This window comes from Chryseobacterium sp. WG23, from assembly GCF_024586575.1.
In the GTDB taxonomy this organism is placed as follows: domain Bacteria; phylum Bacteroidota; class Bacteroidia; order Flavobacteriales; family Weeksellaceae; genus Chryseobacterium.
Map to the genome: position 1 here is coordinate 1 of NZ_JALCZE010000018.1, position 18,170 is coordinate 18,170.

The window sequence follows — 18,170 nt, forward strand, 5'->3', positions numbered from 1 at the left end:
AATTATTCTTCCGAAGGAGATCCATGAGCACCCGGTGATCATCCGTTTACAGACACTGGCCTGTCATCTGGTTACCTTTTTCAATGAAGTACAGTCTGTATTGAAAGATGAGGCAACCGACAGTATTTATTACAATATCGTAAAGGTAATCCAGCATGAACGTCAGATGTCTTTGAAAGAAGCCTGTCTTGAAGATTTGCGCCTTCATAATGAAGATCTGAAAGAATTCATAGAACTACAGGCTTCTCTTCCTGATTTTGGAATATGGCAGGATGCCGTTGTAAACTGGGTACACTATATGAGTATGGTGCTCAGTGGATGGAAAAATATATCAACCCAACTTGACCGCTATAATAAAACTGAATTTCCGAGTGCCCTGGAACTAAAGGAAAGGTTGAGCCAAAGCCAGACTCAAAAAGAAATTTAGTAAGCGCTGCATTATTAATAACCTTAAACATTTAATCATGAAGCAAAAAGATATTTCTGTTTTACAATATCCCTGGCCTTATGAAATAGGACCCTTCTCACAGTCATTTTATGAAGAACAAAATGGTTGGATTGATACAGATTATTTGTTCATGTCCGAAGTTGCCCGTACTAAATACAAAAATCAGGGTTTGGTAGAGACTGCATCGTATATGTTTCCTGCGGCAAGTAGTAAGGAACTGGTAAGACCTATGGCCAGATTTATTGTATGGTTTACATTATTTGATGATTACCATAAGCTGTGTCCTGTCCATCAGCTTGTTGATATCAGGGATTATATCATGGATGTAATGATGGGGCAGAAACCCAAGGCTGATGATATAGGTTTAATAAGACAGGTTGCTTTAAGCAGAGAGGAGCTTCTTCCCTATGTGAATGATGACTGGTTTCATCGGTGGACAAAGGACTTTTATAACTTTACTACTTATGGTATGATGGAAGAAATACCTTATAGGTTAAAAAAACAATTTCCTGCTCTGGATACCCTGTTGCTAGTCTGTGAGTATTCTATTTCTATATACCCTTATGTAAATCTGGTTGAGCCGTCTATCAATTTTATAATTCCGAACTTTATATCTGAGCATCCCGTTATCAAACGGTTAAAAATGCTGATGTGTCGTATCATGGCAATCCAGAATGATTTCGCTTCAATAGAAAAAGAATTGGCTGTCGATACGGAAGTTCTCAATATTATACTTGTTATTAGAAACCAATATAAAGTTTCATTGGAAGAGGCTTGCACTGAGGCAATGAATATTCATGATAATTATGTAAAGGAGTTTGTAGAGCTACAGAATAATCTTCCTGATTTCGGTTTGCATCAAAAGAATATGGACCGTTTTGTTCATAATATGGCTTTAATGATTTCAGGGCTGGGAGCATGGTACCATAAAGGGAGATCTACCCGCTATAAAACTCCGGGAGAATTTCCAAAACCTGAATATGGAACATCATCAGTATAATTTAAAATTCAATGAAGAACGTGCCATTATTGAGTATATGTACGTATTCAACGAGTTATGTTGCTCAGTGTAATGAGAAATAATAAAATCTTCACTGATTTCCTGTTAATTGATATGCACAAGAATCTCAAAAGTAGAATCTGATATTCCATTATCGTTCCCGCTCATGCACAAAAATAAGCCTTAGAATCAAAAAATTCCAAGGCTTATTTATTTCTGAATGGTATGTATTAATACCTTTTAAGTTGTTAACTTAATATATCACATGGGGCTACACATATCACCCACGGACATCTTTTTATTCCCGGAGGTGGGCAACATGCTTCGGAACAACCTGATGCTCCACCATTAATACTCTTTAACTGATCTCTTGAAATTTTCTTACAATTTTTCATAATAAAGTAATTAATTGGGTTCAACTTACAATTAAGGCTGGTTTCCACCACCACATCCGTCATATGGCATACATTGCCATTTTCCGCTGATTAAGCATATCTGACCACCTGGGCAGTTGATTCCTCCCTTAATTGCTTTCATTTCCTGTCTTTGGATTTTTTTTAAATTTTTCATAATAATAAGCTTGTTTGTAATTCGAAATTAATCAAATTTTGTGAACTGAAGTAATATTATTCTGAATTTTTTCTCTTTATTGATTTTGTTTGAATGGTATTTTATGTTAAAATTTATTAATTAAATAAATGAAAGATGCCCTGAACACCTGAAAAAGTATCTGTTTAAACGAAATGCAAAAAAATGATTTCATCCGAATAAAATCTTGTCTTGTGACAAGTGAGTTTTCACAGCAAGTTGGTAATTTTGATTAACAGTTTTTTGATGAACAAAATCCAAATCATACTATGAAAAATTTATTTAAATCCTCCAAGTTTATTAAACTATTATTCATAATGCTTATTATTATGTTTACGGTAACAACATTATATGGACAAAAACTAACTCCGTCCGGCAGTGGTTATGTGCCTGTGAACGGCAGCAAAATATATTATGAAGTATATGGTGAGGGCAAGCCCATTGTATTATTACACGGTGCTTTTATGACGATTGATATGAACTGGGGGCAACTGATCCCGGACTTGTCTAAGAACCATAAGGTAATTGCTGTAGAATTGCAGGGACACGGACATACCCCATTTTCAGACAGAAAATTATCACATACTACTTTAGCAAGTGATGTAAAAGGGGTATTGGATTACCTTAAAATAGATAAGGCAGATGTAATAGGGTATAGTTTTGGAGGAGCTGTGGCTTACCAGTTTGCCATACAAAGCCCTGAAAAACTAAATAAGCTGGTAATTATTTCTGCTACCTATAAAAGTACCGGGTGGGTTCCCGAGGTAAGAAATGCTTTTAAGGCAATGAAACCTGAACTTTTTATGAACAGCCCTATGCAGGAAGCCTATAATGCTGTTGCTCCCGATAAAACAAAATGGATAAAATTTCTGGAGCAAATGATTGCATCTGCAGGGCAGCCTTTTGATCTGGGGGATTCCAATATTTCGAAAATTCCGGCACCTGTTTTAATTATAGCCGGTGATAATGATGGACTGGATAAAACGGAGCTGGCAAAAACTTATAAGCTACTGGGAGGTGGCATCTCTGCAGATATGGCTCCCATGCCGAAATCTCAGTTGGCTATTGTTCCGGGACAGGGACACGTTACCCTGATGATGCAGACTGCAACGATCCTAAGCTACTTAAACAGCTTTTTAAAGTAACTTAGATCAAATTGGAATAAAAAATATATTAATTAAACAGATCAATATGAGAAATATAACCGTTCTATCAATGATCACACTGGATGGTGTGATGCAGGGGCCCGGAGGTCCTGAAGAAGATGTGTCCGGAGACTTCAGATATGGTGGCTGGACAGTATCTTATGGGGATGAGCTTTTTGGTCAGATCATGCAGGAAGAAATGAAGCAGGCTGACTATCTTTTAGGAAGGAAAACATTTGACATTTTCTCATCCTACTGGCCGGATCATGCTAACTTCTGGCCCGCTATTAATGAGGGAACGAAATATGTACTGTCCCAAACTATGGAAAAATCTGATTGGAAACATACCGTTTTTCTCAGGAATCTGGCGGATATACAGAATCTTAAACAGTCTGAAGGAGCTGATATCCAGGTTTGGGGAAGCAGTGAGCTTATTCATCTGTTGTTGAAACACGACCTCGTAAATGAAATTCGCCTTAAAATCTATCCGCTGATTCTTGGTAAAGGAAAAAGACTGTTTGACGATCATGCAGTTCCGGCAACCTTTGTCCTGACAGAGAGCCATGTGACATCAAAAGGGGTAATCATAGCCAACTATAAACGTGACGGCGAGGTTCTAACAGGTAATATTGAAATCTAGCCAAGAGTGAGAACTTATCTGTTTAATTTTGGAATCACCATTAAAAATATATACTATGGATATAAAATTTGAGGCAGGAATTAATATAGCTATAAAAATTCCTAAAAATAAGTACGAAAAAACAGTGGCTTTTTACAGGGATATTTTGAAATTGGATGTTGAAGAAAAGCCCATTGCTAATCCCACTGTTTCCAGAACACATGAAGTGAAATTCGGCAGTAATATAATATGGTTAGATTGTGTGGACAACTACACGCATTCCGAAACCTGGTTACAGCTTACTGTTCCTGATGTAGAAGAAGCTACAAAATATCTGCAGTCAAACGGTGTGGAAACCTGTGACGAAATTGAGGAGCTTCCTGAAAATATGCACTGGATTACCGATCCTGCAGGCACGGTGTTCAATGTACAGCAAACGCAATAGCAATACAAGCACGTAACAATTTCAAGGTAAAGGGAATTGTGGTAATCTGAGAAATTTTGAAAAATAACATATTGGGGGTAAAACTCTTGCCCCCGGCATGGAAAATGGAAATTTCTTATCCGAAAAATCTTTTTTTCATACTGTCGATTACAGTATCAATTCCGTCTTTTCTTAACCAGGTGTATTCTGATGAAGCAAGGCTACCTGCGGTATAATGCAATTGTTTCTTTCCATCTGTAGCTGCTTCGTAAACAATATCTGCAATACTTTCGGGAGTATCACCCTGAGTGGCTGCATCTCCTCTCATTGCTGTAATATATTGATTAAAAACTTCGTGATAATCCTCATGGGTAACCATCTGTGCATTATTTCCAAAACCGGTCTTCATATAAGCGGGCACTATTGTTTTGATGACTATACCCAACCCGTCTAATTCATAACTCATTCCTTCTGTCCATGTTTCCAGTGCAGACTTTGTTGCGGCATAAACGGCCACAAATGGATAAGGAATGTTTGCGGTAGAAGAGGTTACAGTCATAATGGTTCCGTTTTTTCTTGCTCTGAAATAGGGGAGGAATGCTTTTGTAATAAGCATGGTTCCCAAAAAATTGGTGTTAATTTGCTGAGCCAGCTGTTCATCGGTAGTTCCTTCAAAAGCCCCCATAAGCCCATATGCTGCATTATTAAACAGCACGTCTACCGGGCCTATTCTCTCTGCTTCATGTGCTATGTTAGCAATTTCCTGGGCATTGCTGAGGTCTAATTTCAAGAGATGAACATTGGCTAACTGTGTAAGTTCTGTTTCTTTTTCAGGTCGTCGCATTGCTGCAATTACAGTCCATCCTTTTGAGGCAAATAATTGGGCGGTTGCTTTTCCCAATCCTGAAGAAGCCCCTGTAATGAAAATTGTGTTGTTCATTTTTAAATTTTTACAATTGATACTGCAAAAATGCATCGTTTAAAAATAGACCTGTTTACCATTTGGTAAAAAGCAACTTAACGGATGTTTTTTCTTATTCTGCTTAACGATTGTTGAGTAATTCCCAGGTAGGAAGCGATGTATGAAAGGGGAATACGGTTGACAAGTGTAGGATATTTTTCCATAAATTCCAAATAGCGGGTGGTGGCATCCTGTGATACTAACGGACTTACCCTTTCCAGTTTTTGAACCAGCGATTTATTGGTAATCTTTTGAATGATAGTTTCCCAGCCGATGATGGTGTCGGAAATTTCCTTCCAGTCAGAATTGGAAAATATAAGAAGTTGACAATCTGTTGCCGCCTGAATATATTCTGTAGAAGGTACATTTTTGAGGTTAAAAAGTAAATGCTTTTCTTCTATGAAAATTTTGGTAATTTCTTCCCCTTTATTATTGTAATAGCAAATACGGAAAATACCGTCAGTAACAAAGGCTACCTGTTTCAAAACCTTTCCTGCTTCTGCAAAATATTCATCTTTCTTAAGTTCTATTTCTTTTGCTTTGCTTGTGATCAGTTCAATTTGCTGTTGGTTCAGGTTACCAAACAGTAATAGGTATTCTATAAAGTCTTTCATTACCATAAAATTAACAATAATTATTGTCTGACAAATTACCATTTGATAAAGAATCTTTTTGAAAAGCCCAATCTATAATGTTAAACAATAGTAATATTCTTACACTTTTTGTTTTTTAATAGCCCCTAATAGAAATAGAAGTTTTCCTTTTACGATCAGATGGATTCAGAAGTACAAAATAGGACATATCAGGAATCTGAATGGCTCAAAGAAAAGAAATTATCTTTCTCTCTAACTTTTGATACTAAGGATATGTTTAACAAAATGTGATTATTACAATGATTTTTTTTTAAAAATATCACCACTGTAAGAGTTAATTTGTTAATTTTATGCCGCATCAAAAAACTAAAATCATGAACTATACCTTTCTTATTATGGACGTTTTCTTTTTTGTTACAGGTTGTACTATAGGCTACCTGATCAATAGAAGAAGATTAAATGCTGAAGGACTGGAAGGCTTTTCTCTACATAACCACACTGCTTCAACAAAATTTATAAAAGACATTGGCAAGCTGATCGCCTATGCATTTATCACGTCAGGTATTTTGTAGTAGTTTTCTTTTCTGAGTCTCTCGTAAAGAGATGAATGCAGGGCTTGCCATTGGTACTGCACCTTTATTGCAGCATAAACCGGCACATTTGAAAAATCAAGTGACGGGTCAGAATATATCCGGCAAGGAAATCAATCCACGAAGAATTCAGGACATCCATTTGAAAATTTCGTAATGCAGAGCATTGCTGAAAATGGATATATCTTAAAAATATAAATGATAAAGACAATAAAAACATATATCTGTTAATTTTTTTAAACTAATATCTAAATGAGTACAATCCATTATCCTTTACATCCCGCACAGCGAGATATTTTTATTGACCAGGTAATGAATCCGACCAGTCTGCGCTATAGCCAGGGTTGCTATTTAACATTAAAAGGTCCTTTGGATAAAAACATTTTTTTCTCATCTGTTAAACAAATGTTATTTGCCTATGATGTGTTCCGGTTACAGTTTGATATTGATGACTTAGATTCAACGGCAATTCTTGTGGCAGAGCTTCCTTCAACAGTGTTTACGGAAAAGGATTTTAGCGGAGAATCAGAAGAAATTGCATTGATATGGATGCAGGAACAGCTAAATATACCCATAGTACTGAAGCCGGGGCACTATCCCCATAAACACTATTTATTAAAGATTAATGATGATACATATTGGTATTTTATTCATTATCATCATATCATTTTAGATGGTTTCGGTTTATCCAATTGGCTTAAAGAAGTTGCACAATACTATCGGGAAAATACATCGGCCATTAGTAGGATAAAAGAAGGTCCATCTTATGTAACACTGATGAAAACTGCTGATGAGTGCTATAAATCTCATGTTTATGAAGAGACCAGAGAATATTGGAAAAATAAATTTACGGAACCTCTTCCCTCATTACTTGACAAGAAATATCCCATAAAAGGAAAAGAGACCAGTGGATTATATACCATAGAACTGAATACTGCACAGACCGCTTACCTGGATTCTTTAAAAAAGGGTGCAGGGGTAGGGGCTGGTTTATCTGCATTTTCGCTGGCAGTATTAACTATTTATCTTGGTCAGGTTACCGAAGAAAATACCTTTACCCTTGGAGTAACATTGCATAAAAGGAGAACTGATTTCGAACGTTCCTCTGTAGGAATGTTTTCCGGGATCCTGCCATTTTCCTGTCAATATGATCCGGAGAAATCATTTTATGAATTATTGGCAGATATAATGGCAGCTCAAAAGGAAAGCTATCCGCATTACCGCTACATGGTTTCCGATTTTACCACGCTATTCTCCGTTGATGAAGAAAAAACATCTCCCTTTGAGATTATTGTGAATCATGGAAGACTTGATTTTGCACTGGACTTTGGACAAGACATGCTTTCAGACCTGAAACTGGTGAGAAACAATTATCAGACACTTCCGTTAGAAATATTTTGGAGGGACTTTGGTAACAATCAGCCGTTGCAATTAGAGTTTATTTATAACAAAGTTTATTTTTCTCCCGAAGAGATACAGCTTTTTGCCAGCCGGTTTTTATACATTCTTGAGCAATGCAGCTATAATCCTGAAGCTCAGCTAAAAAATATTCAGGTACTGCCTTCTGAAGAATTATCGTTATTGGAGCAGTATTCAAACAACAAAGAAATATATACTTCTGAAGATACCGTTATCTCCATGTTTGCTGCAAAGGTTGCTGCACAGCCTGATGCTGTTGCAGTAATTGCAGGTGAAAAAAGATTTACTTATTCAAAACTGGCGGCACTTTCTGATGCACTGGCTGTACACCTCAAAGAAAAAGGAGTAAAGCCTGGTATGCCTGTGCTTTTATGTATGGAACGTACACCGGAACTGATGATTACTATTTTAGCAATTCTTAAAGCAGGGGCTGCTTATGTGCCGGTTGAACCGGATCTTCCTGCTGAGCGATTACAGGTGTTGATGGAAGAAGTAGACAGCAAAATTGTGGTGACCACCCTTCATTATGCTTCACGGTTTATTGCCCCGGAAATTATATGTATAGACAGCCTGCAGCTGCATTCAGGAGCAATAACAGATATTGCCATTCAAAACACAGACATGGCCTATATAATGTTTACTTCGGGCTCAACGGGTAAACCTAAAGGAGTAATGGTGACCCACCGAAATGTAGTCAGTTTAGTAAAAGCAACAGATTATTTTCCGATTACAGCGAACGACTGTATATTGGCTGGTGGTTCTTTTGCTTTTGATGCAAGTACTTTTGAATATTGGGGAGCATTATTAAAAGGGGGCACACTGGTAATGGCCACCAAAGCAGAATTGATGGATGCCGCAACATTAAAATCCATTATTCGTACGCAGAAAGTCACTAAAATGTTTTTTACTACAGGATGGTTTAATTTGCTGGCGGATACCGATGTTTCGATATTTGAAACATTAACAGCAGTTATTGTTGGTGGAGAACGTTTCTCTGTTCAGCATGCCCGGAAGGTGGCTGCTCATTGTAAAAACTTACAAATTGTAAATGGTTACGGACCTACTGAAAATACCACTTTTTCAATGGGATATTTAATCGGTAATAATAATTTACCTGAAGAAGTTCCTATTGGCAAACCACTGAATTTCCGGAGTGCTTATATTCTTAACAAACATCAGGAGCTTGTTCCCATTGGAGTTACCGGGGAGCTGTATGTGGGAGGTGCGGGATTAACTAATGGATATTATAAGAAACCAGAGCTTACTGATGCTGCTTTTGTATCACATTTGTTTAAAGAAAATAAGGGTGAAAAACTTTATAGAACCGGTGACCTGGTGCGTTGGTTACCGGACGGAAATATTCTTTTTGTAGGCCGTGCGGATGATCAGGTGAAAATCAGGGGATTCCGTATAGAACCGGCAGAAATAACAGCTGTATTACTTCAGTCACCTATGATAAAACAGGCTGTGGTTATGGCCAGACCAGATGCTACCGGTGTTCTTCAGCTGGTTGCTTACGTTATTGAATCGGAAAATCCATATAAAAAAGACCTATTGTTGCAATGGCTTGAAATGAAGCTGCCGGACTATATGATTCCTGCCCATATTGTTTTGATGGAAGCACTTCCACTCAATTCTAACGGCAAAGTAGACCGAAAGGCATTACCCATTCCTGAAAACACGGTAGTGGAGCAGAGTGACAGACCGCGTAATGAAACAGAGCATAGGTTAGCTAAAGTATGGCAGGATTTACTGCAGGTACCGGAAGTGGGTATCCGCGATAATTTTTTCCACCTGGGCGGCCATTCTCTAATGGCCATGCGTATAAGTGCTTTTATTAAAAACGAATGGGGACAGCGTGTGGCACCTACCGTATTATTCACTTGTAAAACCATAGAACGTCTTGCGGCCTATATTGATCAACTGCAGGAGGAGGAACCCACAGAGAAAGTTATCAGGTCAGAGGAATATCACACAGGAAAACTGCCATTGTCATTTGGTCAGGAAAGGATGTGGTTCCTTGATCGTTTGCATGGTTCCGTACAATATCATATCATTTTAGCATTCAGGCTCACAGGTGAGCTTGATATACCATCACTGGAAAAAGCACTGGGGTATATGATTGACCGTCATGAAGTGCTGCGTACTGTGATTCGCCAGGATGACGGCGTACCTTATCAGCATATACTGGAAAGAAATACATGGAAGATCGATATGTATGAAGATGATTTTTCAGCCTCAGATGAACAAAGTGTTCAGTTTCTGATGGATGACCTGGTAATCAGACCTTTCGATTTATCTGATGAACATATGCTCCGCGCACATCTTATTCCACTTTCTTCACAGAAACATATACTGGTGATCAATATTCACCATATTGCGGCTGATGGTTGGTCTTTGTCTGTTTTAACAAAAGAACTTGATACTTGTTACCGGGCTTACCGGCAAGGTAAAGAGCCAGCATTGGCAGCACTACCGTTTCAGTATAAGGATTATTCGGTTTGGCAGCGTCAGCAGGAAGCCGTGTTGGCTGAGAAGCTTGATTATTGGAAAAGCAAACTCAATGGTGTGGTTTTACTGAATATGCCTACCGATTACGCTCGTTCTGCAAAACAAAGTGTTCGTGGTGATTCTATGAAGTTCAGGGTAGACAAAGAACTTACAGAACAGTTAAAATTATTTTCAGTAAAAGAGGATGTCACTTTATATATGACACTGCTTACAACATTTAAAGTATTGTTACACCGTTATTGTTCTCAAGATGATATTTGTGTTGGTGGTGCTATCTCAGGTCGTTTGCAGCAGGAATTTGAACCGTTGATTGGTTTCTTTGTAAATACGCTTGCTTTACGTACCGATTTGGGTGGGCAGCCTGGTTTCCGTGAAGCATTACAACGTGTCAAAAAAACACTTCTGGAAGCATATGACCATCAGGAGGTACCTTTTGAGAGGGTTGTAAATCAGGTACAGGAAGAACGGGATACCAGCAGAAACCCTCTTTTCCAGGTAGTATTCGTATTACAGAATGCTCCGGATATGGAAATGAATAAGCTCGACGAAATAATGGTTGATCCCATAAGCCACCGCTACCGTACCAGCCAGTTCGATCTTCATTTTTCAATACATGAAACCCGGGATGGGTTATATGCAGATGTAGCGTATTGCAATGATCTTTTTAAGGCTTCTACTATTGAACGCTTATTGGGGCATTTTGAAACGTTATTGCGATCCGTGGTTACAGCTCCTGATAGGCCTATCGGTAAAATGACGATGCTAAGCACAGCTGAAACAGACCAGTTACTATATTCATTCAGTGGTGTTCCTGCCACTTATCCTACCCAGCAAACCATTGTGGGGCTATTTGCAGATCAGGTGATGCGGACCCCTGATCATATTGCGGTTAGCTTTGAAGGAGAAGATCTCAGCTATCGTACACTTGACGAACAGTCTACGAGGCTTGCGGTGCATCTCCGGCTTGCAGGTGTTGATAAAGGAACATTGGTGCCAATATGTACAGGTCACTGTTTGGAAATGATGGTCGGTATTCTGGGAATATTAAAAGCCGGTGGTGTATATATTCCTGTAGATCCCGAATATCCTGAAGATCGTATTGGTTTTATTCTGAATGATACAAATGCGCCTGTTGTATTGGTCGTAGAACGTACATTGCCTGTAGTAAAAAAAATATACGAATCCCGGTTAATTTGTGTGGATGGTGATTGGGACGTCACCGGACTTACAGCTGATTTACCTGCCTGTGATCCGGGGCAGCCTGCTTATATTATTTATACTTCCGGCTCTACAGGCCGCCCTAAAGGAGTGATAATTCCTCATCGTAATGTGGTTCGTTTGTTTATGACTTCTGTTCCGTTGTACGATTTTAATGAGCATGATGTATGGACCATGTTCCATTCTTATTGTTTTGATTTTTCTGTCTGGGAAATGTATGGAGCTCTTTTTTACGGAGGTCGTCTGGTGATTGTTCCTCGTACTGTAGCACGTGATACCATGGCGTTTACGAAGCTGTTGGTTAATGAGGGAGTAACAGTTCTTAATCAAACCCCTTCAGCATTTTATGTATTACAGGAGTATATTCTACTGAATCCGGTTTCCTTAGGAGTCCGTTATGTTATTTTTGGGGGGGAAGCACTGCATCCGTTGCGTTTAAAGGGCTGGCACAAATTATTCCCTGCCTGCAAATTAATCAATATGTATGGGATTACAGAAACTACAGTACATGTTACTTATCAGGAAATTACAGAAAAAGAGATGAATGGCAGCGGCAGTATTATAGGTAAAACAATTCCTACATTATGGGCTTACATTCTGGATAAGAATCTGCAGCCAGTTCCTATTGGTGTACCGGGAGAACTGTGTATTGCCGGTGAGGGCGTTGCCACGGGATATTTGAATAGAGAAGAGCTTACTGCAGAACGGTTTGTGAGGAATCCGTTCAGTGAAGACGAACATGAAAAGCTGTACAGAGCAGGCGATTTGGGAAAATGGTTAGAAGATGGAACGATAGAATACCTGGGCCGTATAGACCATCAGGTAAAAATACGTGGCTACCGTATTGAATTGGGTGAGATAGAACATGCCTTAAATAAATTGCCGGAAGTCGCTGAAAGCTGTGTTGTTATAAAAAACTCAGAGGATCAGTCAGATAAAAAATTGGTTTGCTATTATGTGCCTGATCTAAGCAAAGTAAAAAACTTTGAGAAGTTTCTTTATCAGGATCATGTGAATAAATGGCAGAGGCACTTTGAAGAAACGTATGATAAAAAATATTCAGATGACGGAACGGCAGTATCTGATACCACCGGCTGGTATGATTCTTTTACAGGAGAAGCCATTCCTGAAACAGAAAGGAAAGAATGGCTCAATGATAGTAGTCAGATAATTCTTGCACACCAGCCACAGCATGTGCTTGAGATAGGATGTGGTACAGGCTCGCTTTATGATCGGCTGGCACCTCATATTAAACAATACACAGGAATTGATCTTTCACATCATTCCATCGAAAAATTGCACAGCCACAAAGATGATCCCAATAATTTCCCTGCCACACAGCTGCATGCCTGTGCTGCCCATGAAATGAGATCCAATGAAATAGAAGGTGCTGATACAATAGTACTTAACTCGGTAATACAATACTTTCCGGGAGAAGATTATCTTACAGATATTATTTTGGACAATATAACACGTCTCAATGGATATGGCCGTATTATTATCGGAGATGTGAGAGATTATCGCCTGCTACATACTTTTAAATCCCGTCTCTGTCTGGATAAAATACAAGAACATACAGGGATTGATGAATTTCGCTGGCTGGTAGATCAGGAAATGATGAAAGAGGAAGAATTATGTTTTGCTCCTGATTATTTTTATCAGCTCACAGAAAGGTTTCCGGATATAACCCACGTAGATATCCGTTGGAAAACTGGAAATGAAAATAATGAACGTACGCTGTACCGCTTTACAGTAATTCTTCATATAGGAACAGATAAGCAGCTGTTGAAACCGGAATGGATGGATTGGAATCTGATGAAAACTGACCCTGAAAAGTGGATACAAAATGGTTTCCCTGTGGTGGCAATAAGCAATATGCCAAATTACAGACTTTGGAAAGAACAGCAATTGGTAACGGGATTAACGGAAAAAACAACAATAAATGTCCGTGATTTACGCCATGCTGTTGGGCAGCCTTCCCAGGAAACCGGGTTAATATCAGCCTTCCTAAAGAAAGCTTCCGAAAAAGGATATCATATACGCATGATGCCTGCTGTAGATCCTCTGTGTGTTAATGTGTTATTAGAGCAGAATCCTACAGCTGATTTTGTCGATCCTCTGTATGAAGTTAACTATCATTCAGCATATAATAATATACCTCTTTTCTCAGATATTATAGCGGTCATGCAAAAGCAAATAAAAGAAGCGCTAGCTCGTACTATTCCTGAGTACATGGTACCTGCCGATATAATTGCCTTACAGCATATGCCCGTGACTTCTAATGGAAAAACGGACCGAGGCTTTCTTTCGCAGATTGAGGATCAGCAAAGAAAACGAAGTATCGGATATGAGATGCCTGTTTCTGCAATGGAAATTGTACTTGCTGATATCTGGCAGGAAATATTGAGTATAGAACGGGTAGGTGTCCTTGATAACTTTTTTGAAATTGGAGGAGACTCCATCCGTGTTGTAAAAGTAGCGGCCCGTATCAAGAATAGGATCGGTGTTGAAATAAGTGTCGCAGATATCTATGGGACACGTACCGTTCGGGATCTGGCTGTTTTATTGGAAAACACTAATTATGAGAATACTAATGAAGTCCTTAAAGATATAACCGAAGAACTGTCTGATCTGGAAAAAAAATACCTGCCTTTACTTGATTCAGGAGGTAACTTGGAGTCTGTTTATCCTATGACCAGTATTCAGAATGGGATGATCTACGCTTCATTACGCGACCCGGATTCATCTATTTACCACGATCAGTTTCTATATCCTGTAGAACGGAAAATAGATAGACTGCTTTTTGAGAGTGCCTTAAAGCTAATGGTTGACAAACATGAAACATTCAGAACTACTTTTCATCTCGGGCTTCATGAAACGGGATTGCAGGCTGTGTCACGAAGTATACCGGTGATGGTAGAAGAATTGGATTTGTCTGATAAGGATATAAATGGGGTAAAGCAATATCTGACCATCTATCTGGAAAAGGAACGTGTGAAATCTTTTGATATTCAGGAAGGCCCTTTATGGCGTGCAGCTCTTTTACATTGGCATGAAGGCACTGTTTTTATTTTGCAGTTTCATCATGCTATACTGGATGGCTGGAGTGTGGCAGCTTTTAATACAGAGTTATTTAACCTGTATTTACAATTGGAAAAGAATCCGGTACATCAGCCACTTCCACGGCTGAATGGTCATTATCGCGATTTTGTAAAAGAAGAGATGAGCAGGAAGAAACAGGCACAGGACCATATTTTTTGGCAAACTGAAATGGAAGATCATCAGCGGCTTGATATCTTTACTCACGAAGAGAACTATGAAAATGTTGTTGTTGGATATGATATTCAGATACTAAATCACCTGAAAGACTTGACCAAGGAGTATGGACTGTCATTGAAAGGTATATTCCTGGGAATCAGTCTTTACGTAACAAGTATGCTTAGCTACAGACGCAAAATAACAATTGGTCTGGTGGCCAACAACCGGCCTATAGTAGAAGACGGAGATAAATTGCTTGGATGCTTTCTCAATACAATACCATTTGTACTGGATATGCCCGGATCTGATATATCCTGGATAGAGTATTTCAGAACAGTAGAAGATAAGTTAAAACAACTGGAAATTCATGATCGTACACCTCTTGCAGAAATTGCACGCATTAATGGAGAATCTTCACCCAAGGAAAACCCTTTCTTTGATGTTATTTTTAATTTTATCAATTTTCATATTTATGATGAACTTGAAAAAGATCTTGTCAATGTACAATTAGGAAAAGAATCGCTTACCGACACCAGCTTCGGTGTAGCAAATACATTTCTTAATTTTTCCATAAGCCTTACGGGAGATGATATGAAAATAGTTTTCTCCCTTTCCAGAATGCTTCAAAGTGGCAAAACAGCCGGAGATCTGAAATACTACTTCGATTATGTGCTGGACTGTTTCCGTCACCGGGCAACACAAAAGATAGAGAAGCAGCTGCTGTTACCAATGGCAGAGCATGATTATCTTATTAAAGATCTCAACAATTCAGGAGCCATTTTCTCACAAGATAGTACACTTTCTTCCGGTTTTGATAAAGCCGCGGAAAATCATCCCGATAAGATTGCACTGGTAACGGCAGAAAAAGAATATACTTATCGTAGATTACAAGACTGGGTAAACAGGCTGGCTGCTTTGTTTATCAGTGCGGGTATTAAGCCTGGTATGTATGTTCCGGTAATTGCTGACCGTACCGCAAATACAGTAGCAAGTATTCTGGCCATTATGAAAGCAGGTGCCGCTTATGTACCTATTGATCCTAAAATGCCGGAAAACAGAATGCTAATGATATTGAATGATACAAAAGCCACCATTGTAGTAGGCCACCAGCTGCCTGTATTTCAACTTTCTCCTGGAGCTGTATTTGTAAATACTGCGGAGGTTTCAAGTATTGATGCGGCTGATGTATTTCCTGTACTGTCCTCTTCCTCTTATGCCTATGTGATTTATACTTCAGGATCTACCGGAGTGCCTAAAGGGGTGCCTGTAAAACACAGATCTGTGGTGAACCTTATAGAAGGATGCAGCACGCAGCTTGATTTTTCTGCAGATGAACGCTCATTACAGTTTACAAATTTCACCTTCGATGCATCTGTGGAAGTAATGTTTTTATCTTTATTAAAAGGTGCTGCATTGGTTGTACCGAACGATGAGGTATTACATGATCCGGATCTTTTTTGCAAATTCGTAAAAACACAAAATATCACTCATCTTGTTCTTACTCCGGGTTTCTTACAAAGTCTCGGGCATATAAGGCTGTCATCTATCCTTAAAAGGATTGTAGTGGGTGGAGAAGAATGTCCACCAATGCTGGCGGAGTATTGGTCTCAATACGTAGATTTTTATAATGAGTACGGACCTACAGAAAGTACGGTAACTGCCACAAGGTACAAGTATACAGGGGAATCCTTAAAAAAAATACCTATAGGAAAACCTGTACAAAATGTATCTGTTTATGTATTGGATGAATTACAGCAGGTGCTTCCATCCGGAGTTACGGGTGAAATATACATTGGTGGAGAAGGAGTTACAGATGGCTACCTGAATCGCCCGGAATTAACGGAACAACGTTTTATACCTGATGTATTCACTGATGTCTCAGGGGCGGTCTTGTATAGAACCGGGGATATAGGAAGATGGCTGCCGGATGGTAACCTGGAATATCAGCATAGAGCTGATAATCAGGTGAAGGTACGTGGCTACCGTATAGAGCCCGGCGAAATAGAATCCGTATTGCTTCAGCATCCGGACATTAAACAGGCTGCCGTACTGGTACAGACAGATATGCATCACAACAATCGATTAATTGCCTACGTATCAGTTGTTAATGGGTTGTCTGAAGAAGATGTTATTTCTTATTTACGAGAACAGCTTCCGTACTATATGATTCCGGCATATATTCAGTTATTGTCACAAATTCCGCTCACTTTTTCAGGAAAGGTAGATAGAAATGCCTTGAGCATTAGCACACCAACGGATTCTGGATCCCGCCAGCTTATTCTTCCGGCAAATCCACTAGAAAATATGCTGGCAGATATATGGCGGGAGCTATTGAATGTAAATGAGATAAGTACCGATGATGACTTTTTTGCACTGGGAGGGCATTCACTTACTACATTACAATTGCTGAGCCGTATACGGGCAGCAGGATATGAAGTTCAATTGCAGGAAATACTTGCCCATACAACAATTGCCGGGCAGGCTGTTTTCCTGATGAATAATCAGCAAAGAGCAGACTCTGATAAGGCAATGCAAAACGAACACATTAGAATACTTAACAAAAGCCATCAGCCTCAAAAAATATTTTTATTGCCAGGATCAAATGGTAATTGTGATGGTTATGATGAACTGGCTGCTTCACTGGCTGCTTTGGGAACTGTGTATGGTATTCAGATGATGGGGGTGCTGGAAGGTGAAAAACCATTGTATAATATGAGGGAAATTGCAGAACTTCAGCTTAGCTGGATACAGGAAATACAGCCAACAGGACCTTATCAGTTTATTGCTCACTCTTTTGGCGGACATGTATTATTTGAAATGATTAAACAGTTGGAACAGGCTGGCGAAAAAGTAGAAATGGCTTCCATACTGGATGTAGCCACAACTTTACCTGATATGTTTTTTAATGCCGGTTATGTGATGAATTTTGTGATGGATTCACTTGCGAAATATGGTTTATTAACGGTTTCAGATCCTGAATGGAAAGAGGACCTGCATACTGAACTGATCACATTGATTTCTCAAAAGAAGATTCCCGATATTACTGAATTATTGAAACATAGAATTATAACACAGCCTGAAGGTAATGGTTTGATACTTCGGATTATCAATATGAATATAGCCAACATGATGCTTGGCCATGCTATTGAGGATAAAATTGATACTCCTCTTATCATAATAAAAGCAGCGGAAAATAGGGTATCTCATGAGCTGCCTGCACTTGGATGGGAGAACCACAGTACATCGGTACAGGTTGCAGAAGTGGCCGGAGACCATTTTACAATGCTATACAAAAAAAGTGCTGTGGAAATAGCCACCTTGGTACAGCAATTTATTGTTGAGCTGGCAGAATAATTATAGCCTTTATTTAATTCTAAAACAAGATTAGAATAGGTT

The 18,170-nt window shown here is 38.9% G+C and carries 10 protein-coding genes; 7 read left to right on the forward strand and 3 right to left on the reverse strand.

Features of this window, described 5'->3' with window-relative positions; genetic code table 11:
* Together MP477_RS21915 and MP477_RS21920 are read left to right on the forward strand one after the other, a co-directional pair.
* Positions 1-427: terpene synthase family protein (locus MP477_RS21915; protein WP_257192163.1), on the forward strand; the 427-nt coding region annotated here is incomplete at its 5' end.
* Positions 428-464: 37 nt separating this feature from the next.
* The gene (locus MP477_RS21920) at positions 465-1,448 is read left to right on the forward strand and encodes a terpene synthase family protein (protein ID WP_257192164.1); all 984 of its coding nucleotides are present in this window, start codon (positions 465-467) and stop codon (positions 1,446-1,448) included.
* A 426-nt stretch (positions 1,449-1,874) separates the two neighbouring features.
* Here MP477_RS21920 and MP477_RS21925 read toward each other — a convergent pair whose 3' ends face one another.
* Entirely contained in the window at positions 1,875-2,018 is a 144-nt protein-coding gene (locus tag MP477_RS21925) for a hypothetical protein (RefSeq protein WP_230036856.1), read from the reverse strand.
* A gap of 287 nt (positions 2,019-2,305) precedes the next feature.
* On the opposite strand from MP477_RS21925, the gene MP477_RS21930 reads away from it, so the two are divergent.
* From MP477_RS21930 to MP477_RS21940, 3 genes are read left to right on the forward strand one after another with little or no spacing between them, the layout of a single operon-like run.
* Positions 2,306-3,181 carry an alpha/beta fold hydrolase gene (locus tag MP477_RS21930; RefSeq protein WP_257192165.1) on the forward strand — a complete coding sequence of 292 codons (876 nt, stop codon included), beginning with the start codon at positions 2,306-2,308 and terminating at the stop codon, positions 3,179-3,181.
* Positions 3,182-3,227: 46 nt separating this feature from the next.
* Positions 3,228-3,821: a dihydrofolate reductase family protein gene (locus MP477_RS21935; protein WP_257192167.1), complete on the forward strand. Its 594-nt coding sequence runs from the start codon at positions 3,228-3,230 to the stop codon at positions 3,819-3,821.
* A 55-nt stretch (positions 3,822-3,876) separates the two neighbouring features.
* On the forward strand, positions 3,877-4,245 hold the full coding sequence (locus MP477_RS21940) for a VOC family protein (RefSeq protein ID WP_230036851.1): 369 nt from the start codon (positions 3,877-3,879) through the stop codon (positions 4,243-4,245).
* A gap of 115 nt (positions 4,246-4,360) precedes the next feature.
* Here the strand turns inward: MP477_RS21940 and MP477_RS21945 are convergent, their stop codons facing one another.
* Entirely contained in the window at positions 4,361-5,164 is an 804-nt protein-coding gene (locus MP477_RS21945; protein WP_257192168.1) for an SDR family oxidoreductase, read from the reverse strand.
* Between the two features lie 77 nt (positions 5,165-5,241).
* Complete coding sequence (locus MP477_RS21950) at positions 5,242-5,799, reverse strand: Crp/Fnr family transcriptional regulator (RefSeq protein ID WP_257192170.1); 558 nt, start codon at positions 5,797-5,799, stop codon at positions 5,242-5,244.
* A 353-nt stretch (positions 5,800-6,152) separates the two neighbouring features.
* Between MP477_RS21950 and MP477_RS21955 the strand changes: the two genes are divergently transcribed.
* Together MP477_RS21955 and MP477_RS21960 are read left to right on the forward strand one after the other, a co-directional pair.
* The gene (locus MP477_RS21955) at positions 6,153-6,350 is read left to right on the forward strand and encodes a hypothetical protein (protein ID WP_257192171.1); all 198 of its coding nucleotides are present in this window, start codon (positions 6,153-6,155) and stop codon (positions 6,348-6,350) included.
* A gap of 270 nt (positions 6,351-6,620) precedes the next feature.
* Positions 6,621-18,128, forward strand: coding sequence for a non-ribosomal peptide synthetase (locus MP477_RS21960; protein ID WP_257192172.1), 11,508 nt, complete (start codon positions 6,621-6,623; stop codon positions 18,126-18,128).
* Positions 18,129-18,170: the final 42 nt, after the last annotated feature.